The sequence below is a fragment of the Kitasatospora sp. NBC_01266 genome, from assembly GCF_036242395.1.
In the GTDB taxonomy this organism is placed as follows: Bacteria; Actinomycetota; Actinomycetes; order Streptomycetales; family Streptomycetaceae; genus Kitasatospora.
Genome location: NZ_CP108458.1, coordinates 4,505,714 through 4,531,170, shown reverse-complemented (window position 1 = coordinate 4,531,170; position 25,457 = coordinate 4,505,714). Strand labels below are relative to the sequence as shown.

21 protein-coding genes and 2 pseudogenes are annotated in these 25,457 nt (G+C 73.0%); 13 read left to right on the top strand and 10 right to left on the bottom strand.

Features of this window, described 5'->3' with window-relative positions; all coding sequences use genetic code 11:
* The first annotated feature begins 12 nt into the window (after positions 1 to 12).
* Positions 13 to 1,095 (top strand): helix-turn-helix domain-containing protein, encoded by a 1,083-nt coding sequence (locus OG403_RS19730; protein WP_329566215.1) that lies wholly within the window; start codon positions 13 to 15, stop codon positions 1,093 to 1,095.
* Positions 1,096 to 1,125: 30 nt separating this feature from the next.
* On the opposite strand, the gene OG403_RS19725 is transcribed toward OG403_RS19730, so the two are convergent.
* Positions 1,126 to 1,374 (bottom strand): hypothetical protein, encoded by a 249-nt coding sequence (locus OG403_RS19725; protein WP_329566213.1) that lies wholly within the window; start codon positions 1,372 to 1,374, stop codon positions 1,126 to 1,128.
* Between the two features lie 402 nt (positions 1,375 to 1,776).
* On the opposite strand from OG403_RS19725, the gene OG403_RS19720 reads away from it, so the two are divergent.
* A complete protein-coding gene (locus tag OG403_RS19720) occupies positions 1,777 to 2,397 on the top strand; it encodes a hypothetical protein (protein WP_329566212.1) in 621 nt (206 codons plus the stop codon).
* 4 nt (positions 2,398 to 2,401) lie between these two features.
* Here the strand turns inward: OG403_RS19720 and OG403_RS19715 are convergent, their stop codons facing one another.
* The 7 genes from OG403_RS19715 to OG403_RS19685 all read right to left on the bottom strand — a co-directional run bounded on the left by OG403_RS19715 (position 2,402) and on the right by OG403_RS19685 (position 9,048).
* Positions 2,402 to 3,373, bottom strand: coding sequence for a helix-turn-helix domain-containing protein (locus OG403_RS19715; RefSeq protein ID WP_329566210.1), 972 nt, complete (start codon positions 3,371 to 3,373; stop codon positions 2,402 to 2,404).
* A complete protein-coding gene (locus tag OG403_RS19710; RefSeq protein WP_329566207.1) occupies positions 3,366 to 4,310 on the bottom strand; it encodes a helix-turn-helix domain-containing protein in 945 nt (314 codons plus the stop codon). Before OG403_RS19710 ends, OG403_RS19715 begins: the two co-directional genes overlap by 8 nt.
* A gap of 96 nt (positions 4,311 to 4,406) precedes the next feature.
* Positions 4,407 to 5,420, bottom strand: coding sequence for a LuxR C-terminal-related transcriptional regulator (locus tag OG403_RS19705; protein WP_329566205.1), 1,014 nt, complete (start codon positions 5,418 to 5,420; stop codon positions 4,407 to 4,409).
* Entirely contained in the window at positions 5,417 to 5,587 is a 171-nt protein-coding gene (locus tag OG403_RS19700) for a hypothetical protein (protein ID WP_329566204.1), read from the bottom strand. The genes OG403_RS19705 and OG403_RS19700 overlap by 4 nt, the downstream gene beginning before the upstream one ends.
* Before the next feature lie 546 nt (positions 5,588 to 6,133).
* Complete coding sequence (locus OG403_RS19695; RefSeq protein ID WP_329566202.1) at positions 6,134 to 6,466, bottom strand: hypothetical protein; 333 nt, start codon at positions 6,464 to 6,466, stop codon at positions 6,134 to 6,136.
* Positions 6,467 to 6,793: 327 nt separating this feature from the next.
* Positions 6,794 to 7,777, bottom strand: coding sequence for a helix-turn-helix transcriptional regulator (locus tag OG403_RS19690; RefSeq protein ID WP_329566200.1), 984 nt, complete (start codon positions 7,775 to 7,777; stop codon positions 6,794 to 6,796).
* 158 nt (positions 7,778 to 7,935) lie between these two features.
* Positions 7,936 to 9,048, bottom strand: coding sequence for a TDT family transporter (locus OG403_RS19685; protein WP_329566198.1), 1,113 nt, complete (start codon positions 9,046 to 9,048; stop codon positions 7,936 to 7,938).
* A 70-nt stretch (positions 9,049 to 9,118) separates the two neighbouring features.
* Here OG403_RS19685 and OG403_RS19680 point away from each other — a divergent pair, with 70 nt between their 5' ends.
* The 6 genes from OG403_RS19680 to OG403_RS19655 all read left to right on the top strand — a co-directional run bounded on the left by OG403_RS19680 (position 9,119) and on the right by OG403_RS19655 (position 16,590).
* A complete protein-coding gene (locus OG403_RS19680; protein WP_329566196.1) occupies positions 9,119 to 10,021 on the top strand; it encodes a LysR family transcriptional regulator in 903 nt (300 codons plus the stop codon).
* A 75-nt stretch (positions 10,022 to 10,096) separates the two neighbouring features.
* Positions 10,097 to 12,748, top strand: a complete 2,652-nt coding sequence (gene clpB, locus OG403_RS19675) for an ATP-dependent chaperone ClpB (protein WP_329566194.1) — start codon at positions 10,097 to 10,099, stop codon at positions 12,746 to 12,748.
* Between the two features lie 134 nt (positions 12,749 to 12,882).
* Positions 12,883 to 13,443: a YbjN domain-containing protein gene (locus OG403_RS19670; RefSeq protein ID WP_329566192.1), complete on the top strand. Its 561-nt coding sequence runs from the start codon at positions 12,883 to 12,885 to the stop codon at positions 13,441 to 13,443.
* 91 nt (positions 13,444 to 13,534) lie between these two features.
* A complete protein-coding gene (locus OG403_RS19665) occupies positions 13,535 to 13,885 on the top strand; it encodes a hypothetical protein (protein WP_329566190.1) in 351 nt (116 codons plus the stop codon).
* 92 nt (positions 13,886 to 13,977) lie between these two features.
* Positions 13,978 to 15,138 carry a pyridoxal phosphate-dependent aminotransferase gene (locus OG403_RS19660; RefSeq protein ID WP_329566188.1) on the top strand — a complete coding sequence of 387 codons (1,161 nt, stop codon included), beginning with the start codon at positions 13,978 to 13,980 and terminating at the stop codon, positions 15,136 to 15,138.
* A gap of 201 nt (positions 15,139 to 15,339) precedes the next feature.
* The gene (locus tag OG403_RS19655) at positions 15,340 to 16,590 is read left to right on the top strand and encodes a L,D-transpeptidase (protein WP_329566185.1); all 1,251 of its coding nucleotides are present in this window, start codon (positions 15,340 to 15,342) and stop codon (positions 16,588 to 16,590) included.
* A 64-nt stretch (positions 16,591 to 16,654) separates the two neighbouring features.
* Here the strand turns inward: OG403_RS19655 and valS are convergent, their stop codons facing one another.
* The gene (gene valS, locus OG403_RS19650; protein WP_329566183.1) at positions 16,655 to 19,222 is read right to left on the bottom strand and encodes a valine--tRNA ligase; all 2,568 of its coding nucleotides are present in this window, start codon (positions 19,220 to 19,222) and stop codon (positions 16,655 to 16,657) included.
* 440 nt (positions 19,223 to 19,662) lie between these two features.
* Between valS and OG403_RS36740 the strand changes: the two are divergent.
* The 5 genes and pseudogenes from OG403_RS36740 to pyrE all read left to right on the top strand — a co-directional run.
* Positions 19,663 to 19,776, top strand: a pseudogene (locus OG403_RS36740) (DUF2617 family protein); the annotation flags it as partial.
* A gap of 243 nt (positions 19,777 to 20,019) precedes the next feature.
* Positions 20,020 to 20,466, top strand: a pseudogene (locus OG403_RS36735) (DUF2617 family protein); the annotation flags it as partial.
* A gap of 605 nt (positions 20,467 to 21,071) precedes the next feature.
* Entirely contained in the window at positions 21,072 to 22,622 is a 1,551-nt protein-coding gene (locus OG403_RS19640; RefSeq protein ID WP_442911079.1) for a spermidine synthase, read from the top strand.
* Positions 22,623 to 22,712: 90 nt separating this feature from the next.
* The gene (locus tag OG403_RS19635; RefSeq protein WP_329566177.1) at positions 22,713 to 23,750 is read left to right on the top strand and encodes a hypothetical protein; all 1,038 of its coding nucleotides are present in this window, start codon (positions 22,713 to 22,715) and stop codon (positions 23,748 to 23,750) included.
* Positions 23,751 to 23,776: 26 nt separating this feature from the next.
* Positions 23,777 to 24,328, top strand: a complete 552-nt coding sequence (gene pyrE / locus OG403_RS19630; RefSeq protein WP_329566175.1) for an orotate phosphoribosyltransferase — start codon at positions 23,777 to 23,779, stop codon at positions 24,326 to 24,328.
* Between the two features lie 100 nt (positions 24,329 to 24,428).
* Here pyrE and OG403_RS19625 read toward each other — a convergent pair whose 3' ends face one another.
* Positions 24,429 to 25,160, bottom strand: coding sequence for a DedA family protein (locus OG403_RS19625; RefSeq protein WP_329566173.1), 732 nt, complete (start codon positions 25,158 to 25,160; stop codon positions 24,429 to 24,431).
* Between the last annotated feature and the right edge of the window lie 297 nt (positions 25,161 to 25,457).

The following is a 25,457-nucleotide window of genomic DNA, read 5'->3' as shown; positions in this document are numbered from 1 at the left end:
GGGGAACCAGGAGTGAGTTCGACGGGCGGGGCCGAAGGGGAGAAGGAAAAGGTCGGCCTCGTGTCTGCCGCGGCCAAGTCCCTGTATCTCCAGGTCATCGCCACCGGCGGAAGCATGGAGGTCGACGAGGCCGATCTCACCGGCCCGTACCAGGAACTCGCGGAACTCGGTCTATTGGTTCTCGACCAAGGAAAACCGTCGATCGTGACGGCCACAGATCCAAACCGGCTGGCGACCCGGCTTGGTTCGGCCTGGCAGAAGCAGGCCCTTTCACTGTTGTCGCAGGCGGTGTCCATACCCACGGCTATGCAGGACCTGAACCACGCTTACCAGTCGCTGGATCAGCAGATCAAGCCGGGCGGTCCGATCGAGCATGTTCACGGCCTGGCCGAGATCAACCAACGGGTCAGCCTGCTGGTCGACGGCGCCGAGTTCGAGGTCCTGACCGCACAACCCGGCGGAAGCCGTCGTGAGTCCCTGATACTGCTCAAGGGCACCGTCGACGCCGAGGTCACGCGGATCCGACGTGGGATCGCGCGTCGGATCATCTACCAACCGAGCGCTCGCTATTCGGCGCCGACCAGGCAGTACGTCGAGGCCGTGACCGAAGCCGGCGGTGCTGTCAGAACTCTGGCGGAACCGTTCACCCGCCTCTTCATCATCGACCGCGCGGTCGCGGTGATCCCTGTCCAGGGGGATCACGAGACGGCCGCGTTCGTCAGCGACCCAGGCGTCGTCGCCTACATGCTGGACTCGTTCGAGCGGCTCTGGGAGCGGGCCAGCCCGTTCGTGGGGGCCACCGAAGTGCCGCAGGAGGTCATCTCCCGGATGCGGGGCAACATCCTGCGCATGATGGCCCAAGGCATCGGCCACCGGGTGATCGCTCGAAACCTCGGCATCAGCGAACGCACCCTGGCCAGGCACATAGCGGATTTCCGCGAGGAGTACGGCTCGGAGACGCTCTTCCAGCTCGGCTGGCGCATGGCGCTCAACCCGCCAGGACACCGCTACGACGGCTCGGACGAGGAGGACGGCCGGGGTGAAGCAATGTTCTCGCCCCTTCACCCCGGGGCTGAATCGTCCGGCGACAACTAGCCGCGGCGGCCATCCAAAAAGCGGCGGGGCCTAGATGCCCCACCAGATATCGTCCGACTTCGAGACGGCAAGCTGCGAGCTGGCACCTGCCGGAACGACCGACTGGGCGTCAGCCGACACCTCGGCATTGTTCCCGCCCCAGTGGATGTCCAGCGGGCTGACACTGGAAGCGAAGACCTCTGTCGCCAGAGCCGGCGCACCGACGGCCGCCGCCAGGCCCGCACCTGCAATGGCACCAGCAACGAGCGCACGAATCATTGATCGAGGTGCACGACGCATGTGTGCCTCCTTGTCATGTGCCTGATATAACGGACAGTGTCGGCGTCCGCATCGCTCCTCGCGTGTAGACGCAAACAAGCATTTATCAAAGCCATACTCCGACTCCAAGGCAAGGCCAGGCCTCGGTAGATGCCTGGCATCGTGCTGCCTGGCATAAAAATGACACCTGTTTGACGATGCGTCAGTGGCCATCCTCCCGTCCAGGTGTCATCCAAATGCCAGTCAGGGAGATGACACACCGCTTCTGTGGACGCCATGGGCCGCCACCAGTGACGATCAGTGAGCGGACGGATTGGGAGCATCCCCCGACTCCGAAGCGGTTTCAGCAACCGCTCCGTCCGTGCCCTGCTAACCCGCTGAGACCACACTCAGCAGGATCGTCAACTCCCCGGAGCCACCGCCATGAGTGAGCCGTACATGCGCCAGCACGCAGCCCAGGCCCCCGAAGGCCGCCGGGCCCGTGTCTTCCTCGCCGCCCCGCTGATGCGGCTGACCGGGCCGGCCGACAGTGTCGTCACGCTCGCCAGCCGGACCCGCCTGACCGCCCTGCGCAGCTCGCTGCTGCACAGCGGCGCGGCCGTCTTCAGCGCGCACCACAGTGATGCCTGGACGGTGGAGGGGCGGACGCCGGAGCCGCGGGTTCCGTCCGACTTCCGCGCGATGCAGACCGCCGACCTGGTCTTCGCCTACGTCGGCTCGCCGCTGTCGGCCGGCGTCTCGCTGGAGCTCGGCTGGGGCTCGGCGCTGCGCAAGCCGATCGTGCTGCTGGTGGACGAGGCGATCACCCACAACCCGCTGATCGCCACCATCGAGCAGGTCGCCCCGGTGCTGCCGCTGGTCTTCGACGACAGCTGGTCGCCGGAGAGCCTGCGGCACATCGTGGAGACCGCCCTCGACTGGGCCGGCATGGCACTCTCGCTGCGCGAAGGCTTCTGGACCGCGCCCGGTGAGCAGTTCAAGCCCGTCCCCGCCTCGCGGAACGCCTACGGCAGCTGGCCGAGCAGCGGCGCGGCCACCGGCTGAGCGATCAGCGGGGGCCGGGCGGTTCGGCGGCACGCAGCTGCCAGCCGAGCTGGAAGAGGGTCTCGGCGTCGTGGACCTGCCGCAGCCGGGCGATCTGCGTCGCCACCGTCCGCTCGCTCAAGCCCAGCCTCGTCGCGATCGCCCGCTGCGTCAGACCACGCGCCAGCAGCTCCACCAGCGGCCCGTCGGTGTCCCGCACCGGCTCCTCCCAGCGGACCCACTCCGCCCGCGCCCAGTCCCGCTCGAACTGGTCCACCACCAGGCCCACCAGCACCGGATCCTCGATGAACGACGCGATGTCGTTGTCGTGCGCCCCCGCGATCACGGCCACTTCCCGGTCGAACACCAGCGCCCGGAGATAGGGCTCGTCGAGGATCCGGATCCGCGTCCCCCGACCCGTCGCGTAGGCCGCGTACGCCCTGGTCGCCGGGTCGATACGGGCCCCTGGCTGGTAGATGACACGCATCGCGACCCCGCGTTCGGCCAGGTCACGGGCGAGCTCCCTGGGCTGCGCGGGGTCCTCGGAGAGGTTCTCCCGCGCACCGCCGGGCTGGGCCGCCAGGATCTCCCGCTCGCAGTCGTTCGCCAGCTGCAGCAGCCGCTGCTCGACCTGCTCCAGCCGGTCGACCCGCTGGATCGTGGTACGACCTGTCACCGCCGGGGGTGCCAGATCGTAAGCGTCGGTCAGCTGGGCCAGCGTGGGCTCCAGGGCATCCGCCTTGGCCAGCAGCTCGGCGCTGGCCGCGCGCAGTCGCGCGCTGAGCCGGGCGGCGGCGGTGCGCGGGTTGACCACGGTCCAGTACCGGCTGCGCTGGTGACGGACGACCAGCCCGGCGATCCGAAGACGCTCCAGGGCGGGCCGCTCGCGCTCGGCCAGCAGCGCCGGCTGGAACTGGCCGCCCTGGGCGGCGAGCGCGACATAGAGGGCCCTGGCCTCGGGGTCCGGCACCAGCGGCTCCAGCGGCCGGTCATTCATCCGCCGCACCCCGCATCTGCCACCCCAGCTGGAACAGCGTCCGCGCGTCGTGGTGCTCCCGCAGCCGGGAGATCTGCGCCGCCACCGTCCGCTCGCTCAGCCCCAGCCTCGTCGCGATCGCCCGCTGCGTCAGACCACGCGCCAGCAGCTCCACCAGCGGAGCGTCGGTCTCCGGCTCCGGCTCCGCCCAGCGCACCCGCTCCGCCCGCGCCCAGTCCCGCTCGAAGGTCTCCACCACGACGTCGATGAGCACCGGGTCCTCGATGAACGACGCGCTCCTGGCGTCCTGGTAGCCGGCGACCACCGCCGCCCTGCGGTCGAAGACCATCACCCGCCGGAAGTCCTCGTCCAGCACCCGGATCCGGTGCCCCAGCCGGGTCGCGTACGCCGCGTAGGCCGCCGTACCGGGGTCCGTCAGAGCTCCGGGCTGGTAGATGGTGCGCTGCTGGATACCGCGCTCGGCGACCTTCCGCGCGTGTTCGCGCATGAGCGGCAGGGCATCCGCCGGCCGCGCCCCGCCCGGCTGCATGGTGAGGGTCTCCTGGCGGGCCTCCTGCAGCAGCTGCTCCACCCGCGCCTGGGTCTGCACGATCGCGTCCAGCTGCTGGATGGTGCTGCCGTCGGCCGACTGCGGGGGCGAGCGGTCGTAGGACTCGGCCAGGTCGGACAGCGCCGCCGGCAGCACCCGGGCCTGCTCGAACAGGTCCAGCCCGATGGTCCGCAGGTTGTCCCGGAGCCGCTCGGCCGCCACCCGCGGATTCACCACCGTCCAGAGCATTCCGGTGATCACCGACACCAGCCCGGCCTCCCGCAACTGCTCCAGCAGCGGCAGCTCATCCGGGCGCAGCTCCTCGCTGCGAAACATGCCGCCCATCCGCAGCAGCACCAGGTACAACGCCCGCGCCTCGGCGTCCGGCACCCGCCACTCAACGCTCACCGCGGCTGCCCCTCATCCGGAGCAGCGGCCGCACGCCGCACGGCTCCCGCGGCCCCGGGCTCCGCGCCGTCACCACCCCGGTGGTGACCACCGGCCTCACCCCTGCCGTCCTTCCCCGGCCGCCGCACGCATCAGCCAGCCGAGCTGGAACAGCGTCTCGGCGTCGTACAGCTCGCGCAGCCGCGAGATGTGGCCGGCCACGGTGCGCTCGCTCAGGCCCAGCCGGGTGGCGATCATGCGCTGGGTCAGGCCCTGCGAGAGCAGCCGGCCGACCTGGGCGTGGACCGACAGGCCCACGCTCTCGGGGGCGGCGGTGCTCCACTGGACCGGCTCGCCGCGCTGCCAGTCGCGCTCGAACATGCCGGCCAGGAAGGCGACCACCGCCGGGTCCTCGACCACCGCGGCGCTGGTGTAGTCCGGGCCGCCCGGGATCACCGCGGTGCTGCGATCGAAGATCAGCATCCGCTTGAACGACTCGCCGAGCACCCGGAACCGCACGCCCCGCGCGGTGGCGCCCAGCACGTAGTCCGTGGTCGGGCCGTCGGTGCGGGCGGCGGGCTCGTAGAGCGCGCGGATCCCGCCGCCATTGCCCAGGAAGACATCGCAGCGCCTGATCGCCTCGCGCACCAGCCTGGCCGGGAGCGGGCCGCCGGGCTGGGCGGAGAGCACCTCCTCGCGTCCCTCGGCGGCCAGCCGGTCGAGCAGCAGCCGGACCTCCTCGACGCCGTGCACGTGCCGCACCTCGCCCGAGCGGTCGACCTTGCGGGGCGTCAGGTCGTAGGCCCGGGTGAGGTCCTCCAGCAGCGCGGGCATCTCCTGGGCCTGGACCAGCAGCCGGGTACCGGCCGAACGCAGCTCCTCGCTGAGCCGGCCGCCGACCGCGCGCGGGTTGACGGCGGTGAAGCCGGCCTGCTCCGGCTCGGCGTTGAGCAGGCCGAGGTCGAGCAGTTCCCGGACCGCCGCCCGGTCGGCGGAGTCGGCCTCGGCCATCGCCAGCCGGCCGCCCTCGCCGAGAATCCCGAGATAGAGCGCGCGGGCCGCCTCGCTGGGCAGCGGCGGGCCACCGAGCGCGCCGCTGATGCCTTCCGCCGATCCGTCCGCCTCGGTCATCCCGCCCGCTCTCCCGGTTCGACAGCCGTGGCGACGGGCGCGGGCAGGGTGTCGACCAGGCAGGCGGCATCGGCGCTCGGCACCGGCACGGCGCCCCGCAGCTCCGCCGTGGCGTCGGCCACCCCGTCCCCCTGAACGCTGGACCGGCAGCGGTCGAACGACCGCACGGTTCGCATCATCTCATCAGGAGCGGGTCGGCAGGGTCCCGGGTAGCCGAAATCGCCCGAGGACCGTGATCCCGGGCTGCCCGGCCCGTTCAGGGGAGTCCGGGCGGCCTCGGGTGGTCTCGGGCAGCGGATCCGGCCCGGAGCCAGGGACACGCAGTCTCCTGCGCTCCGGGCGGATCCACTTCCATGACGCCAAATCCGAGGTGCTTCCAGCGAGGCGGAGCAGCAACGCCTCGCTGGTACCGGGTCTGGTAGCCATCACCACAAATGGCTGACCCCCCGGCGCCCGCCGGTTCCCCACACAGATACCTCTGCCCCTGCGCGAGGAGGACGGACGAGTCACCACCGACGGGCTGCGGTTGCCCGGGCGGCTTGGCGTACTCATAGCCTCACAGCGCGCGCTCCTGCGGACAAGGTTGTTTCTCCTTCAAGTTCCCGCAACTGCAAGAACGTGCAGAATCGCACCCGGAAAGGTCCGTCCACACACCAGCTGAGCTGCGACGATGAGAGAACGTTCGGTCTCTCGTGCGCATCGGCCGGCCGGGCTCAGTGCAGCCTGACCCGCCCGTTGGAGCCGCGGACCGCACCGTCCAGGGCGTCGGCGCCCTTCACTCTGACGTACGGCGACAGCCGGGTGGCCACCAGCGCGCGGTGGGTGAGGGAGTAGTCGTCGGCCCAGACCTCGGAGCCCAGCTCGACCAGCCGGGCGAGTTCCGGGATGCCGTCCGAGACAGCGGCGAAGACGCCGTCGTCGACCAGATAGAGGATCACCCGGTCGCCGGCCTCGGCCAGCGAGACGGCCTCGCGCAGGAAGCAGCCGGCTCCGGGCTTACCCCAGACCGCCTGACTCTCCACCAGTACGTGCGAGCGTCCGGACATCGCGTACCCCTCCCCCGTCATGCCCCGGCGGGGAGGCCGGCCCCGTGCGCCACACCGCACGGGTCCCCCCTGTGCCACCCCGGCAGGTACCTGATTGATCATCAGATCCGCTTTTCGGGCCATGACTTCACCGCATTCAAGCCACTGGTCCGACCATCAGGCTGGCGCAGGGTGCGGGCAGGCGACAAGACGCCGACCGGTGCGCATTTCCGCAGCTGCGTGATCGTGCAGCCCACCCGTGCGGCTCGACCGGCCCATCCGGACCCGCGCGCCTCCCCCGCCTCCCGGCTGCGCCCGTCACCCCGTCCTGATCGGCCTGCGGTCCCCCTATCCCTCGCCCACACCCCGCATCAGCCAGCCGAGTTGGAACAGCGTCTGCGCCTCGTACTCCTCACGGAGCCGGGCGACGTGCGCGGCGACGGTGCGCTCGCTCAGCCCCAGCCGGGCCGCGATGGCGCGTCGGCTCAGGCCGCCGGCCAGCAGCCGGGCGATCCGGTCGGCGACCGCGCCGCTGTCCGCGACGGCGTGCGCCGAACCCCAGGGCACCCGCTGGGCCCGCTGCCAGTCCCGGTCGAAGAGCTCCACCAGCAGCTCGACCGTGGTGGCGTCGGTGATGAAGGCGGCACTGCCCATGTCGGCCGAGGCCGGGATCACCGCCACCGTGCGATCGAAGATCATCAGCCGCTGGAAGTCCTCGTCCAGCAGCCGGATCCGCGCCCCGTACGGCGTGACGGCGGCGGCGTAGGCGCTGGTCGCCGGATCGGCACCGGCCACCGGCTGGTAGAGCGTGCGCATCGCCCCGCCGCCGCGCAGGAACGGCACGTCCTGCGCCATCGCCCAGGCCAGGTGGTCCGGCGGGCGGGCGCCGCCGGGCTGCGCGGTGAGGATCTCGCTCTCGGTGTCGGCGACCAGCTGGGCGATCCGGTGCCGGATGCTGTCCCGGTCCTGGACGGTCTCCACCGCGCCGCCGCGGTCGACCCGGCGCGGCGCGCTGTCGTAGGCGTGGGCCAGCTCGTCCAGCAGGGTGGGCAGTTCGTCGGCCTGCCGCAGCAGGCCGACCGCCCGGTCGCGCAGCCGGCCGGCGGCCCGGCCGAGGAAGGCCCGCGGGCTCACCGCGGAGTAGAACGCGCCGCCGGGCAGGCCGCGGACCAGGCCCAGGTCCAGCAGGCGGGCCAGCGCGGCGGCGTCGGCGGGCCGCACCTCGGCGGACTTCACCCAGCCGCCCTCCGCGACCACCGCGAGGTACAGGGCGCGGGCGGCGGGGTCGAGCTCCAGGTCGGCCGGCCGGCAGCCGGGCTCGGCCCATGACATGGCACCACTCCCCCTCGTGCCACCCCTGACGCGTCCGTGCGTCACCTCGGGTTGACTGTCCGCTGCCATAGTGCCAGTCGGGTACCGGGGGAAGCGAGGACGGCCGAGGACGGGCAGCGGCAGCTGCCCGGCGCGAACGCCGGGCAGCTGCCGCGCGGTCAGGCCGCCCGCAGCAGCCGGCCGCCGGCCAGCGCCGCCGCCGTCCGCACCCCGGCCACCGCCCAGGTCAGCAGCAGCAGCGCGTACAGCCCCACCGCCAGCCAGCCGAAGCCCGCGAAGCCGGTGTGCCGGGCCAGCCCGGCCGCGCCGGTCACACAGGTGCCCACCGGGAAGGTGAGGGCCCACCAGGTCATCGCGAACGGCATCCGGTCCCGGCGCAGCGCCCGCAGGTTGGCGGCGCCGGCGATCAGCAGCCAGAGCACCGCGAAGCCGATCATCGCGACCCCGTAGAGCACCGCGAAGCCGAGCGCCGCGGCGGCCAGCTTCGGCGCCACCCCGTGCGCGGCGTCGGCCAGGTTGCCGACCGCGGTGGTGGACTGGCCGAGCGGGCCGAGCACCAGGAAGAGCGAGGGGGTCAGCACCACCATCGGCAGCTTGCTGTGCACCAGGCCGGCGAAGACCACCGGCAGCAGCACCAGGGTGGCCAGCAGGCTGGCGCCGAAGAGCGCGTAGCAGCCGTAGAACAGCCCCGGGCGCAGCGCGGCCGGCAGGTGCGGCAGCAGCGCCGGGCCGAGCGCGGCCGACACCATCGGGGCGACCACCGGCAGCAGCCAGGTCGGGTTGGCCCGCAGCGCGGACAGCTCGTGCCGGGTGACCATCAGGTAGGGGATGCCGGCGGCCACCAGCACCGCGTAGAGGGTGCCGACCGTCCAGAGCACCAGGTCCAGTGCCGCCGCGGGCCCGGTGCCGATCAGGCGCGAGCCGACCGCCAGCGTTCCGAAGCCCACCGCGAGCAGCGCCATCGGGGGGCAGCCGTAGAAGACGGCGGTGGCCGGGTTCTCCAGCAGCTGCTCGCGGGCCGCCGCCCGGTGCCGGGTCAGGTGCACCAGCCGGGCCGCCACCAGGACCAGCAGCGCCGCCAGCGCCAGCGCCCAGACGGCCTCGGCGAAGAGCAGCTGTCCCGGCACCCGGTAGGGCAGCGCGGCCGCGCCGTTGGCCACGATCGCGGTGCCCATCACGGCGGCGTACCAGTTCGGGCCGAGCTGCCCGAGGTCCCAGCGGGGGCCGGCGGCGGCTGAGCCGAGGGGGCGGGGGACGGTGAGAGTGGCCATGCCTCAACCCTGAACCGTGCCGGGGTGCGCCGGTAGCCGTCCACGCTCTATGAGGACATAACCTGGACCTATGGCTCTCTCCCCCCGCGTCCCCGAGCTGAGCGCGCTGGAACTGCTGCTCGCGGTGGACCGGCACGGCAGCGTCGGGCGGGCCGCCGCCGAGCTGGGCATCAGCCAGCCGGCCGCCAGTGCCCGGATCAAGGGCATGGAGCGGCACCTCGGCGTCGCCCTGCTCGACCGCTCCCCGCGCGGCTCCCGGCCCACCCCGGCCGGGCTGCTGGTGGTCGGCTGGGCCCGCCGGGTGGTGGAGGCCGCCGAGGCGCTGGACGCGGGGATCGACGCGCTGCGCGAACGCCGCGACGCCCGCCTGCGGGTGGTGGCCAGCCTGACCGTCGCCGAGTACCTGATGCCCGGCTGGCTGCTGGCGCTGGCCGCGGCCCGCCCGGCGACCGCGGTCACCCTGCGCACCGCCAACTCCACCGCGGTGGCCGAGCAGTTGCTGGCGGGCGAGGCCGATCTGGGCTTCGTCGAGGGCAGCCACACCCCGGCCGGCCTGACCGGAGCGGTGGTCGGCGCCGACCGGCTGGTCTTCGTGGTGGCCCCCAGCCACCCCTGGGCCCGGCGCCGCACCCCGGTCACCGCCGCCGAGCTGGCCGGCACCCCCCTGGTGCTGCGCGAGGTGGGCTCCGGCACCCGCGAGGTGCTGGACCGCGCGCTCGGCGCGGCCGGGGTCAGCGCCACCCCGCTGCTCGAACTGGCCTCCAGCACCGCGCTGAAGGCCGCCGCGATGAGCGGCGCGGGGCTGGTCTGCCTGAGCGAGCTGGCGGTGGCCGACGAGCTGGCCAGCCACCGGCTGGTCGAGGTCCCGATGGCCGACCTCGACCTACACCGCCCGCTGCGCGCCGTCTGGCCGACCGGCACCCGCCCGACCGGCCCGGCCCGGGACCTGCTGACCTTTACGCGGAAAAGCTGAGCGCGTTAGACTCAACTTAACTGACTCGGCTTACTTAACAGATGCAACTGCGCAGGAGGAGTACGGCCAGTGGCCATGGACGCGAGCAAGTTCACCACCAAGACCCAGGACGCCCTGTCCGCCGCGATCCGGCAGGCCGGCGGCGCGGGAAACCCGGACGTCAGGCCGGTGCACATCCTGCTCGCGCTGCTGGAGCAGCCCGAGGGCATCGCCCGCCCGCTGCTTGAGGCCGTCGGCGCGGACACCGCCCAGCTGCTGGCCGGCGCCCGCCAGCAGCTGCGCGCGCTGCCCAGCGCCCAGGGCTCCACGGTGGCCGCCCCGCAGCTGGGCCGCGACACCCTGGCCGTGCTGGAGGACTCCGGCCGCCGGGCCGAGCAGCTGGACGACGCCTACGTCTCCACCGAGCACCTGCTGGTCGGCCTGGCCGCCGAGGGCGGCGCGATCGCCGAGCTGCTGGCCCGCCAGGGCGCCACTCCCAAGGCGCTGCTCGACGCCTTCACCGAGGTGCGCGGCTCCGGCAAGGTCACCTCACCGGACCCCGAGAGCACCTACAAGGCGCTGGAGAAGTACGGCACCGACCTGACCCAGGCGGCCCGGGACGGCAAGCTCGACCCGGTGATCGGCCGTGACCAGGAGATCCGCCGGGTGGTCCAGGTGCTCTCCCGGCGCACCAAGAACAACCCGGTGCTGATCGGCGAGCCCGGCGTCGGCAAGACGGCCGTGGTCGAGGGCCTGGCCCAGCGGATCGTGGCCGGCGACGTCCCCGAGTCGCTGCGCGGCAAGCGGCTGGTCTCGCTGGACCTGAGCGCGATGGTGGCCGGCGCCAAGTTCCGCGGTGAGTTCGAGGAGCGGCTGAAGGCCGTGCTGAACGACATCAAGCAGAGCGACGGCCAGGTGATCACCTTCATCGACGAGCTGCACACCATGGTCGGCGCGGGCGCCGGCGGCGACTCGGCGATGGACGCGGGCAACATGCTCAAGCCGATGCTGGCCCGCGGCGAGCTGCGGATGGTCGGCGCCACCACGCTGGACGAGTACCGCGAGCGGATCGAGAAGGACCCGGCGCTGGAGCGCCGCTTCCAGCAGGTGCTGGTCGGCGAGCCCACCGTGGAGGACACCATCGCGATCCTGCGCGGTCTCAAGGGCCGTTACGAGGCGCACCACAAGGTGCAGATCGCGGACGCCGCGCTGGTGGCCGCCGCCGCCCTGTCCGACCGCTACATCACCGCCCGCTTCCTGCCCGACAAGGCGATCGACCTGGTCGACGAGGCGGCCTCCCGGCTGCGGATGGAGATCGACTCCTCGCCGGTCGAGATCGACGAGCTGCAGCGCTCGGTGGACCGGCTGCGGATGGAGGAGATGGCGCTCGACAACGAGGTCGAGCGGCGCGGCAAGGAGCGCGGATCCGGCGACGCACCGGGCGCCGCCAAGGGCGCCGGCGCCGCCTCGGTGGAGCGGCTGGCCCGGCTGCGCCGCGACCTGGCCGACCGGCAGGAGCAGCTCAGCGGCCTGACCGCGCGCTGGGAGCAGGAGAAGAAGAGCCTGAACCGGGTCGGCGAGCTCAAGGAGCGCCTCGACGGCCTGCAGAGCACCCTGGAGCGGGCCCAGCGGGACGGCGAGTTCGAGCGGGCCTCCAAGCTGATGTACGCCGAGATCCCGGCCGCCGAGCAGGAGCTGGCCGAGGCCCAGGAGAAGGCCGCCGACCAGGACGCCAGCACCTCGATGGTCAAGGAGGAGGTCGGCCCGGACGACGTCGCCGACGTGGTCGCCTCCTGGACCGGCATCCCGGCCGGGCGCCTGCTGGAGGGCGAGAGCGCCAAGCTGCTGCGGATGGAGGATGAGCTGGGCCGGCGCCTGATCGGCCAGCACACCGCCGTGCAGGCCGTCTCGGACGCGGTGCGGCGCACCCGCGCCGGCATCGCCGACCCGGACCGCCCCACCGGCTCCTTCCTCTTCCTCGGCCCCACCGGCGTCGGCAAGACCGAGCTCGCCAAGGCGCTGGCCGACTTCCTCTTCGACGACGAGCACGCCATGGTCCGGATCGACATGAGCGAGTACGGCGAGAAGCACTCGGTCTCCCGCCTGGTCGGCGCCCCGCCCGGGTACGTCGGCTACGAGGAGGGCGGCCAGCTCACCGAGGCGGTGCGGCGGCGCCCCTACAGCGTGGTGCTGCTCGACGAGGTGGAGAAGGCCCACCCGGAGGTCTTCGACGTGCTGCTCCAGGTGCTGGACGACGGCCGGCTGACCGACGGGCAGGGCCGCACGGTCGACTTCCGCAACGCGATCCTGATCCTCACCTCCAACCTGGGCTCGCAGTACCTGGTCGACCCGACCGTGCCGGAGGCCGCCAAGAAGGAGCTGGTGCTGGACGCCGTCCGCTCCGCCTTCAAACCGGAGTTCCTCAACCGGCTGGACGACATCGTGGTCTTCGACCCGCTGGGCTCCGCGGAGCTGAGCCGGATCGTCGACCTCCAGGTGGCCCGGCTGGCCGCCCGGCTGCGCGACCGGCAGCTCACCCTGGAGGTCACCCCGGCGGCCCGGGACTGGCTGTCGCTGACCGGCTACGACCCGGCGTACGGGGCCCGGCCGCTGCGCCGTCTGGTGCAGTCGGCGATCGGCGACCAGCTCGCCAAGGCGATCCTGGCCGGCCGGGTGCGGGACGGGGAGAAGGTGCTGGTGGACCGCGACGAGGCGAACGACCGGCTCACCGTGACAGCCGCCGGCTGAGCGGCCGGAGCCGGGCCCCGGGCGCACGCCGAGGACGGCCTGTGCCCGAGGCCCAGGATGAGGCAGGATGGAGACATGGAAGGGCGGCCCCCGGATCACCAGCCACCCTCGTGCACTTGTGAAAGGGACCTCCCGTGAGTGTTGACCCGTCGTCGATCCCGTTCTTCGGCACGCCCCAGCCGTCTCAGCCGGGCGGCGAGCCTGGCGACCGGCCGGCCGGGCCGCCGCCGATCGTGGTCCCGAACCAGGAGCTGGTCACGCAGCTGCTCGACCAGATGCAGCTCAAGCACGTGGTGGACGAGGAGGGTGACCTCACCGCTCCCTGGGAGGGCTTCCGCGTCTACTACATGTTCCGCGGCGACAACAAGGAGCTCTTCGCGGTCCGCTCGTTCTACGACCGCTCCTACACCCTGGAGCAGAAGGCCGAGATCCTCGACCTGATCGACGAGTGGAACCGCGAGACCCTGTGGCCCAAGGTCTACACGCACACCCACGAAGACGGCATCGTGCGGCTGATCGGCGAGTCGCAGATGGTCATCGCCAACGGCGTCAACCTGGACTACTTCGTCACCACCACCGCCAACTGGACCCAGGCGGCCGTGGGCTTCGAGCAGTGGATCGTCGAGCGGCTCGGCCTGCAGCAGGAGATCGAGGGCGAAGGCGAAGGCGACACCCCCGAGGGTGACGAGGACTGAGTCCCGCGCCCCCCGCACCAAGCACCGTCTCCGGCCCGGCCCGCCCTCCCAGCAGGCCGGGCCGGCCCCGTCTCCGCCCTAGGACCCGCCCATGCGCCTGCTCCCCATCGACCGCGCCGAGCACCTGATCGCCCGCCACGCCAGCACCGGCGCCCACGCCACCCGACTCGCCGCCGGTGTCGGCTCCTACCACCTGACCTGCCTGAGCATCGGCGCCGGCGGCACCATCGGCACCCACCCGGCCCCGGTCGAGCAGCTCTTCCTGGTGATCGGCGGCGAGGGCTGGATCAGCGGACCGGACGGCGTACGGGTCCCGGTCAGCGCGGGCACCGCCGTCCTGTGGTCCATCGGCGAGGAGCACACCTCGGGCACCGACACCCACCTCACCGCCCTGGCCCTGGAGGGTCCCGGCCTGACCGTCTTCGAGCACGAGGACTACTGACCGGCCACCGGTACCCGCCCCGCTCGGCCACTTGTCCCCACTCGCCGCAACCCGGAGGATGAGCCCGACCACCGAGCGTGAGGAGCCACATCATGGGTGCGAGGCCGCTGTTGAACCGCCGCCTGGCGGGGATGGGTACGACGATCTTCGCCGAGATGTCCGCCCTGGCCACGGCGACGGGTTCGATCAACCTGGGGCAGGGGTTCCCGGACACCGACGGGCCCGCCTCGATCGCGCGAGCCGCCGCCGACGCGGTGCTGAACGGCAAGGGCAACCAGTACCCGCCAGGGCCCGGCATCCCCGAACTGCGCACCGCGATCGCCGAACACCAGCAGCGCTGCTACGGGCTCGGCTACGACCCCGACACCGAGGTCCTGGTCACCGCCGGCGCCACCGAGGCCCTCGCCGCCGCCCTGCTGGCGCTGCTGGAGCCCGGCGACGAGGTGATCGCCTTCGAGCCGTTCTACGACTCCTACGCCGCCTGCATCGCCATGGCCGGCGCCACCCGCGTCCCGCTGACCCTGCGCCGGCCCACCTTCCGGCCCGACCTGGACGAGCTGCGCGCGCTGATCACCCCGCGCACCCGCCTGCTGCTGCTCAACACCCCGCACAACCCCACCGGCACCGTCCTGCATGCCGACGAACTGCGCGCCATCGCCGAACTCGCCGTCGAGCACGACCTGCTGGTGATCACCGACGAGGTCTACGAGCACCTCGTCTTCACCGGCACCCACCACCCCATCGCCGCCCTGCCCGGGATGCGCGAGCGCACCGTCTCGACCTCCTCGGCCGGCAAGACCTTCTCCTTCACCGGTTGGAAGGTCGGCTGGATCACCGCCGCACCGGAGTTGGTCGCCGCCGTCCGCACCGCCAAGCAGTACCTCACCTACGTCAGCGCCGGCCCCTTCCAGTACGCCGTCGCCGAGGCCCTGCGCCTGCCGGACAGCTACTTCGAGGACCTCCGCACCGACCTGCGCCGCAAGCGCGACCTGCTCGCCGACGGCCTGTCAGCCGCGGGCTTCCAGGTCTTCAACCCCGAGGGCACGTACTTCATCACCACCGACATCACCCCGCTCGGCGAGAAGGACGGCCTGGAGTTCTGCCGCTCGCTGCCCGAGCGCTGCGGCGTGGTCGCGATCCCCAACGTCGTCTTCTACGACGACACCGACGCCGGCCGCTCGCTCGTCCGCTTCACCTTCTGCAAGCGGGACGATGTCCTCGCCGAAGCGGTGGCGCGGCTCCAGCGTCTGTGACGGACCGCCGGATCAGCAGGGCCGGCGCGGACACCCGGTCCCGGGCGGGCCCTGGAACGTCCTGATTCTGTGACAGTCCCGGTCCTGATGCGACTCTTATGCGTTTCCGGCCGTCAGATGAGGTGGAATTGAGACGATCGCCGGCCAGCGGGCGATCGGCCGGACCGGGCAACGCGCTGAGCAACCAGGGGGAGACGCGCCATGCAGTCGATTCGAATACGTGCCACGGGTCGGCGGGCCGGGACCGCGCTGCTGCTGGGCGGTGTACTGCTGCTGGCGACCGCCTGCGGTGGCGGGAACGGCGGCACGGGTGGCGGCGGCGCCACGCACGCGCAGGGGAACGCGCAGGGGAAGGCGCCCGTGGTGGCCGCCGGGAACACCTCGGCCGCGCCCAAGACCTCGGCGGCCGTGGTCGACGTGGAGCCGAAGAACGGCAGCCAGGACGTGGCGCCGAACGGGGCGTTGAAGGTCTCGGTGACCAGCGGCAAGCTGACCCAGGTCGCCGTCACCGGGGCGGACGGCAAGCCGGTGGCCGGCACGCTGGCGGCCGACGGGCTGAGCTGGGCGCCGACCGGCGGACTGGCCGTGGGGACGGCCTACACGGTCAACGCGCAGGCGGTGGACGCGAACGGGGTCGCCACCAGCACCACCAGCGGCTTCACCACGCTCAAGCCGGCCAAGACGGCGCACACCATGGACAACATCACCAGCAACTCGACCTATGGCGTCGGCATGATCATCCGGGTCGACTTCGGGCAGCAGGTCGTCAACAAGGCGGCGGTCCAGCAGGCGATCACCGTGGACGCCTCGGACGGCAGCCAGGTCAAGGGCCACTGGCTGGACGAGGACCACTGGCTGGACCTGCGCCCGCAGAACTTCTGGAAGCCCGGCACCAAGGTGACGGTCCACTACCGCACCTCGAACGTGGAGATCTCCCCCGGCGTCTACGGCAACTCCGACCGGGACGAGTCCTTCACCATCGGCCGCTCCAAGATCAGCACGGTGGACGCCTCGACCCACATGATGAACGTGGTCGAGGACGGCCAGGCGCCGCAGACCATCCCGATCACCGCCGGCGCGAACGACAACCCGTCGTGGAACGGCACCATGGTGGTCTTCGAGAAGGACCGGATGGCGCACATGGTCTCGTCCACCACCAACATCAAGGGCCCGGGCTACGACGTCACCGAGCCGCACGCGCTGAAGATCACCGACACCGGCTCCTACGTGCACGGCAACCCCAAGGCCGTCGAGGCCGCCGGGCACGAGAACATCAGCCACGGCTGCATCGGCCTGCCGGACACGGACGCCGGCGACGACAGCTCGCCGGCGGGCAAGTTCTACGCCGACGCGATCATCGGCGACGTGGTGATCGTGAAGAACTCGATCGGCGGGCAGGTCCAGCCGGACAACGGCCTGGGCGGCTGGAACGTGCCCTGGTCCAACTGGTAGACCGCACAAGGCAGTACAGCGAAGCGGGGCGCCGACCACGGTCGGCGCCCCGCTTCGCCGCAGCTCAGCGCTCGACGGCGACCGTCAGCTCCGCGGCGGCGGCCGTCGCCAACCGCGTGATCCGCCCGGCCGCGCAGACGTCGTCGCGGACCAGCGCCAGCCGGTCCAGCGCCTGCGGTGGCCCGCTGACCAGCACCCGCGCCAGCTCGGTCCGCATCGACAGCTGGGCCTGCGACTTGGCCTTGCGGACGCCCGCGATCACCTGAGCCGCGGTGGCCAGCACGGCCGGGTCGGCGTCGGTACCGCCCAGCCGGGCGCGCAGTTCGGCGGCGTCCGGCCAACCGGCCCGGTGCACCGAGCCGGGCTGCCACCAGGACCAGACCTCCTCCGCGGCGAACGGCAGGAACGGCGCGAGCAGCCGCAGCAGCACCGAGAGCGCGCCGGTGAGCGCGGCCCGGGCCGAGTCGACGGCCGCCGGGGTGGCCCGCTCACCGTAGGCGCGGTCCTTCACCAGCTCCAGGTAGTCATCGCAGAACCGCCAGAAGAAGCGCTCGGTCAGCTCCAGCGCCTGGGTGTAGTCGAAGGCGTCGAGCGCCGCGGTGGCGGACTCGACCACCGTCGCCAACTCGGCCAGCAGCGCGGCGTCCAGCGGCTCGCTGACCGCGGCGCCGGGACCGGGCGCGCCGAGCCCCAGCACGAACCGGCCCGCGTTGAGCAGCTTGACGGCCAGCCGGCGCCCGATCTTCATCTGGCCGGTGTCGAAGGCGGTGTCGGTCCCGGGCCGCCCGCTGGCCGCCCAGTAGCGGACCGCGTCCGAGCCGTGCTCGGCCAGCAGCCCGGCCGGGGTGACCACGTTGCCCACCGACTTGGACATCTTCTTGCGGTCCGGGTCCAGGATCCAGCCGGAGATCGCGGCGTGCCGCCAGGGCAGCACCTGCTGCTCGCTGTGGGCGCGGACCACCGCCGAGAAGAGCCAGGTGCGGATGATCTCGTGGGCCTGCGGGCGCAGGTCCATCGGGAAGACCCGGGCGAACAGGTCCGGGTCGCGCTCCCAGCCCGCGGCGATCTGCGGGGTGAGCGAGGAGGTCGCCCAGGTGTCCATCACGTCCGGATCGGCGGTGAACCCGCCGGGCTGGTCGCGCTGTTCGGCGCGGTAGCCGTCGGGGACCTCACTGCTCGGGTCGATCGGCAGCGCCGACTCGGGCGGGGTGAGCGGGCGGTCGTAGCGCGGCTGCCCCTGGGCGTCCAGCGGGTACCAGACCGGGAAGGGGACGCCGAAGAACCGCTGCCGGCTGATCAGCCAGTCACCGTTCAGACCGCTCACCCAGGCGTCGTAGCGAACCTTCATGTGGGCCGGATGCCAGGTCAACTCGCCTCCCCTGGCGAGGAGTTCATCTCGCAGGGCGGTGTCCCGGCCACCGTTGCGCAGGTACCACTGGCGGGTGGTGACGATCTCCAGCGGCTTGTCACCCCGCTCGAAGAACTTCACCGAGTGACTGATCTGCCGTGGCTCGCCGAGCAGTTCACCGCTCTCGCGGAGCATCGCGACGATCCGCTCGCGCCCGGTGTGCACGGTGGCGCCGGCCAGTGCGGCGTAGGCCGCCCGGGCCGCCTCGGACTCCAGCCAGCTCGGCGGCTCGGCCGCGAAGCGGCCCTCGCGACCGAGCACCGAGCGGGTGGGCAGCTGGAGTTCGCGCCACCACAGGACGTCGGTGGTGTCGCCGAAGGTGCAGACCATGGCGATCCCGGTGCCCTTCTGCGGGTCGGCCAGCCGGTGCGCCAGGACCGGGACCTCGACGCCGAAGAGCGGGGTGCGGGCGGTGCTGCCGATCAGCGCCCGGTAGCGCGGATCGTCCGGGTGGGCGACCAACGCGACGCAGGCGGGCAGCAGTTCGGGGCGGGTGGTGGCGACCTCGACCGCGCCGGCCTCGGCACCGCCCGGCAGGGTGAAGCGCAACTGATGGAAGGCACCCGGGCGTTCGCGGTCGGTCAGCTCGGCCTGGGCGACGGCGGTGCGGAAGGTGGTGTCCCACAGGGTCGGCGCCTGGGCCAGGTAGGCCTCGCCGCGCGCCAGGTTGCGCAGGAAGGCACGCTGCGCGGCGGCCCGGGCCTGATCGCCGATCGTCCGGTAGGTCATCGCCCAGTCGACCGAGAGGCCCAGGCTGCGCCAGACCTGCTCGAACACCTGCTCGTCGAGCAGCGTCAGCCGCTCACAGAGCTCGATGAAGTTCCTTCGGGAGATGGGCAGTTGCTGCTTGCCTGGCCGCTCCGGCAGGGTGAGGTCAGGGTCGTAGGGCAGCGCGGGGTCGCAGCGCACGCCGTAGTGGTTCTGCACCCGCCGCTCGGTGGGCAGGCCGTTGTCGTCCCAGCCCATCGGATAGAAGACCGCGCGCCCGCGCATCCGCTGGTAGCGCGCGATGACGTCGGTGTGGGTGTAGGAGAAGACATGGCCGATGTGCAGCTCACCGCTCGCGGTGGGTGGCGGGGTGTCGATCGAGAAGACCTCCGCCCGGGTCTTCGAGCGGTCGAAGCGGTATACACCCGACTCGTCCCAGTGTCGCGCCCACTTCTCTTCGAGCCCCGTGAGCGAGGGCTGCTGCGGCACGTCCCAAGGACGAGTTGCTTCTGTCATGCCGCCTGATGCAACCACGGTTGTCCGGCCCGGCCAACCGATTTAGCGGCGGCGCGCCGCTCCCCCCGTCCCGCGCTTCCCGGTTGCCCGCGCGCAGCGCTCCCAGCGCGCCCTGCTCGAGTTACGCACGCACGATCCAGCGCGCAACCGGCGCATGGGGGGTGCACTCCGGCCCGAACGGCGCGTAACGAGCAATCTCGTTCATCGGGCCGGTCATACCCGACCAGGCACTACGCCCAGAACGGTGAATGTGCAACAAGAATAGGTAAATCCCTGACGGACCCGGAGAATTCGTGCTTCTCTGCTGCTGAATCTCCAGCCGGAATCCTTCCTTCCACGGTCGGCCGCGTCCTGGACCGCACAGCAACGAACCACCTCGCCTTCGGCCGAGTCGGGCGCTGCACGGGGGGCGCGTACGGAGCTGAAATGCGGAGCCCAGCATGCTCACCACACTGCAGACCTCCTATACCGACACCCGCGCCGGTGACCTGGCCTGGTGTCTCGGCGGCGGACCGCTGCCCGCGCTCGCGGTGCGTGATCTGCCACTGCCCGGCCCGGACGCCCTGACCGGGCCGACCGGCCTGACCGGGTCCCACGGCCGGGCCGGCACACCGGAGCCGGTCGGCGCGGTCCGCCTCGACGGCCCGGCCTCCCGCCGCACCCGGGCCGACGACGGCGCAGCGGGCGCCACCAGCGGTGGCGCGACAGGCGGCAGAGCGGGCGGCAGAGCGGCCGGCGGCGGCAGCTGGACGGGCGGCGAGGCGGGCAGCGGCGCCGACGGCTGCGCGGCGGGCACGGTGCAGCTGCGCCTGCTGGGCGCCTCGCACCAGGTGGTGATCGCGGCCGGCCCCGGCGAGTGCCTGGAGACGGTGGCCTGCATGCCCGGCCGACGCACCCCGCTGCCGGCCCGGGTGGCCGAACAAGTCGCCGGATGGGAGTACGAGTTCGCGGCCCGGATCGAGTCGCTGCCGCCGCACGTCTTCGCCGCTCGGGCACAGGAGATCCTGGCCCTGGTGGACGAGCACCCGCGCGGCCTGGCCGGGGTCTTCCCCGGCGACCCGAGCGCCTTCACCGCCCTGGTCGCGCAGGGCAGCGCGGAGCGGGTGCTCTGGCGGACCTGGCACGCCTACCCGCAGGAGGGCCGACTGGTCTGCACCCGCTCCTCCCTGGTGCTGCGCGGACTGGTCGCGGCGGGCCCACCGCGACCGGGCGCCCGCTGCGCGCTGGCCAGACCCGGCATCTGACAGCGGATCGCCGGATCACCGGGATCGCCGGATCACCCGGGTCGTTCCGGCGGCACCCCGGCTGACGATTCCTCACTTCCGAACACCGTGACGATTCGTCAAACCAAACCAGGGCGCTACCCCTCGAACGAGTGCAACTATCCGCAGCGTCCGTCGCCTAGCGTTTCTTCGTGATCAACCAGCCGGCGGACCCACCCACCCAGCCCGGCCTCGACCGCGACGGACCCGCACGGCCCACGCGGCCACGGGCCGTACGGGTCAGGCCCCGTACCCGCGGCCGGGCCCGGGCCCGGAGCCAGCCCGAGCGCCGCACCGAGACCCCGCCGGCCCCGGTGCGGCACCCCGGCCCGCGGGTCCACCTGCGCCTGCGCGGCAGCCGCGCCCCGCAGGACGGCAGGGCCGGGCCGAGCCCCCTCGCCGCCAGCGGCGCCCCCGGCCGAACGGACGATCCGGCCCCCCCGGACGGCCGCACCCGAACGGGTGACTACGCCCGAACGGACGAGCGCGGTCGACCGGCTCCGCGCGGGCAGACGCAGACGCGCGCCCGCATCGGCGAACCCGGCCGTCCCGCCGAACCCGGCAACCCCGGTCAGCCCGAGCCCCCCATCGCCCTCGCCCGGCGCCGACCGCGCGCGGCCCGGCTGCTGGTGCTGCTGGCCGCCTTCGTCTGTGCGGCCTGCGGACTGGTGTACGAGCTGGAGCTGGTCGCGCTCGGCGGCTACCTGCTCGGCGACTCGGTCACCCAGACCTCCGTGGTGCTCTCCGTGATGGTCTTCGCGATGGGCGTCGGCTCGCTGGTGGCCAAACACCTCACCCACCGCCCGGCCACCGCCTTCGCCCTGGTCGAGTGCGCGCTCGCGGTGACCGGCGGGCTCTGCGTGCTCGCCCTCTACAGCTGCTGGGCCTGGCTCGGCCGCTACCAGCTCGCCCTGATCGGCCTGACCTGCGCGATCGGGCTGCTGATCGGTGCCGAGATCCCGCTGCTGCTCACCCTGCTGCAGCGGATCCGCCGGGAGGAGGCCGGCCGGGCCGCCGCCGACCTGTTCGCCGCCGACTACGTCGGCGCGCTGATCGGCGGCCTGGCCTTCCCCTTCGTGCTGCTGCCGCTGCTCGGCCAGGCCACCGGCGCGCTGCTGACCGGCGCCGTCAACGCGGTGGCCGGCGCCGCGGTGGTGCTCTGGCTGTTCCGCGACGAGACCAGCCGCCGGGCCAGGCCGCTGCTCTGGACCGGCTGCGGCGCGGTGCTGGCCGTGCTCGCCCTGGCCGGCGCCTGCACCGGCGCGATCGAGCGGGCCGCCCGGCACGCGCTCTACGGCGGCCAGCCCCGCCAGGCGGTGCAGGGCCGGTACGGCGAGCTGGTGCTGACCGGCCCGGCCCGGGTCCCCGCCCAGGGCGCCGCCGGCCAGCCGCTGCGGCTCTACCAGGCCGGCCGGCTCGCCGCCTGCGGCCAGGACGAGTACCGCTACCACGAGGCGCTGGTGCACCCCGCGCTGGCCGGCGCGGGCGACGGCCGGGTGCTGCTGCTCGGCGGCGGCGACGGCCTCGCGCTGCGCGAGGTGCTGCGCCACCGGGGCGTGCGCGAGGTGCTGGTGGTCACCCCCGACCCGGCACTGCCGGCGCTGGCCCGCACCGACCCGGAGCTGGCCGCGCTCGGCGGGCACTCCTTCGCCGACCCCCGGGTGCGGCTGGTCACCGGCGACCCGCTGGCCTGGCTGCGCGCCGACGGCGGCCCGCGGCGCTTCGACGCGGTGCTGGTCGACCTGCCCGCGCCCGAGCGGGCGGCCCGCAGCGAGTACCACGCGACCGAGTTCTACCAGCTGGCCGCCGCCCGGCTGGCTCCCGGCGGCCGGCTCGCGGTACCCGCGCCGAGAGGGCCCGGCCTGTGGACGGCGGAGGCGGGCCTGCGCGCGGCGGGCCTGTGGACGGTGCCGTTCCCGGTACCGGGGCACGGGCCGGCCTGCGACCCCTCGGGCAGCGGCGACCGGACGGCGGTACTGCTCGCCGCCCGCGACCAGCGGCCCGGCCTGGCGCTGGCCACCGACGCGCCGCCACCGCGCTCGCTCAGCACCGGGCAGCTCACCGCCACGGCTGCCGCGCTGGCCGCCGAGCGGCCCACCCCGCTCCCCCCGCCGAGCACCCTGCTGCACCCCCGCTGACACCACCCGGATCCACCGCGTACCCCCGTCCGCACCCCAACCCGGTGCCGTGCCCGCCGCCGCCCAGGACGGATCGGTAGGCTCACAGGCATGGAGCATGAGGTTGTCATCCAGCTGCCGGCCGAACTCGTCCAGCCCGCCCTGGCGGACCCCGCGCTGCTCGCGCGCTGCGTCCCCGGCCTGAGCACCGATGCCTCCGACACACCCGAGCGGCGCACCGCTGCCAAGCGCTCCGCCGCCACCGGCCCCGAGGAGATCAACGGTCGGCTCCGGGTGCGGATCGGCGGCTCCACCATCACCTACCGCGGCGTCGTCTCGCTGATCCGCAGCGGCGGCTCCGGTGTGCTCACCGCCTTCGCCGAGGGTCAGGAAGCCCGCGGTGACGGCGAGGTGGTGGCCACCCTGCGGCTGCGGGTCGAGCCGACCGGCACCGGCGACGAGGCCGCTACCGTGCTGCGGTTCAGCGGCGACCTCACCCCGGGCGGGCGGCTGGCCGAGCTCGACGAGGAGGCGCTGGCGGTCGCCGGCCGCCGCCTGCTGGATCGTTTCGCCGCCGCGCTCGGCGCGGAGCTCAAGGGCACCCCCGTCCTCACCGTGGTGCCCGACGACGAGCGGGACGACGACGGGCGGGACGAACGGGAGGAGGACGAGGAGGACGGTGACGAGCTCCCCGACGACCTCTTCGCGGACGACCTCTCCGACCTGATCGCCTTCTCCCCCGAGCCCCCCGCCGAGCCGGACACCGACGGCGACCAGGCCCCGCAGACCGAGGGCGACCCCGACACCGCCGAGCCCGCCGCCCGCCTCGACGTCCCCTACGGCTACCCGCGCTCCGTCGAGGAGCCGCTCTCGCCCGAGGACATCCTGGCCGGCCCGGTCCGCCGCAGCATCGTCGGCCGCTCCGCCGAGGAGGTCGACCACGCCCCGCCGCGCGGCCGCTACGCCCCGGCGCTGCCCGCCCGCAGCGCCCGCGCCCGGGCCGCCAGCCGCTGGTACGGCGACCAGCAGGCCGCCGCGCCGGTGGCCACCCGGCTGCCGGGGCGGATCAGCGCGCCCTGGGTGATCGGTGGCGGCGTCGCCCTGCTCGGCGGCGCGGTCATCATGGCCCGTGCCCTGCGCAAGCGCTGATCAGTGGCCACTTAGACTGACTGTCCATGAGCAACGACCTGAGCAACGACCGCGACGCCCTGCTGGCGCAGATCAAGACCAAGGCCGTGGTGCACGGCAAGGTCACCCTCTCCTCCGGGCGCGAGGCCGACTACTACGTGGACCTGCGCCGGATCACCCTGGACGCGCAGGCCGCGCCGCTGGTCGGCCGGGTGCTGCTGGACGCCACCGCCGACCTGGAGTACGACGCGGTCGGCGGCCTGACGCTGGGCGCCGACCCGGTGGCCGCCGCGATGCTGCACGCAGCCGCCGCGCGCGGCCGCGAGCTGGACGCCTTCGTGGTCCGCAAGGCCGGCAAGGCGCACGGCCTGCAGCGCCGGATCGAGGGCCCGGACGTCAAGGGCCGCCGGGTGCTGGCCGTCGAGGACACCTCCACCACCGGCGGCTCGGTGCTGACCGCCGTCGAGGCGCTGCGCGAGGCGGGCGCCGAGGTGGTCGGCGTCGCGGTGATCGTCGAGCGCGGTGCCGCACCGGCGATCGAGGCCGCCGGCCTGCCGTACTACACCGTGTTCACCGCCCAGGACCTCGACCTCGCCTGAACCGGTCGACTGCGACGCGACGGCCGGGGGCCGGGCGGTTTCACGTGAAACCGCCCGGCCCCCGGCCGTCGCGTCGTTCGCCCCGCAGGACCGGGCAGGCTCAGCCGCGGCGGTGCCGCCCGCCGCTCTGCAGCGCGTCGGTGGCCTCGGCCTCGGCGGCGTAGGCCGCGCCGCCCGCCTTGCGCTTCTTGCGCTCGCGGACCACCTCGAGCAGGATCGGCGAGATCGACAGCAGGATGATCAGCGCCATCGCCGGGATCAGGTACTTGTCGATCACCGGAGCCATCGAGTCACCGAAGAAGTAGCCGATGCAGAGCATGGCCTCGGTCCAGAGCACGCCGCCGACCGCGTTCCAGACGAAGAACGTGCGGGCGGGCATCTCCAGCGTGCCGGCCACCGGGTTGAGGAAGGTCCGCACGATCGGGATGAACCGGGCCATCACCACGGCCTTCTCCGGCCCGAACTTGGTGAAGTACTCCTCGGCCTTCTGCACGTACTCCCGCTTGAAGATCCGCGAGTCCGGCTTGTCGAAGAGCCTGCCGCCCACCTTCGCGCCGAGCAGGTGGCCGAGCTGCGCGCCCGCGATCGCGCACAGCGGCGCACCGATCAGCAGCGCGGCGATCGGCATCTGCACGCCCGGCCCGAAAGCCTTGGCGGCGGCCGAGGAGGCGGCCACGCCACCCAGGATCAGCAGCGAGTCACCGGGCAGGAAGAAGCCGATCAGCAGGCCGGTCTCGGCGAAGATGATCGCCAGCAGGCCGACCGTCCCGACCGAGCTGATCAGCGACTTGGCATCGAGGAGATTGACCGCTAGGTCGGTGGTGGTAGTCACCGGCGCAGAATAGCGCGGCCCGATGTACTGAGCCTCAAAGTCTCGCGCGGCGCACCGGGGCACCGGCGCCGGACCTCGGATCCCGGCGACCCCCCGCGGACGGCTTCCGGACGGCTTCCGGACGGCCCACGAACGGCCCAGGAGCGGCCCTGGAACGGCCGCCGACCACCGGCAGTACCGCCTGCGACCTGCCCGAACCCTACCTTTCGTCCTCAATAGTCCGGTCTTCTGTCCCATGTGGCGAGCGGCATGATGAAGCCGAGGATCGAGTCTGGGAAGATGACCACGGCGTCCGGG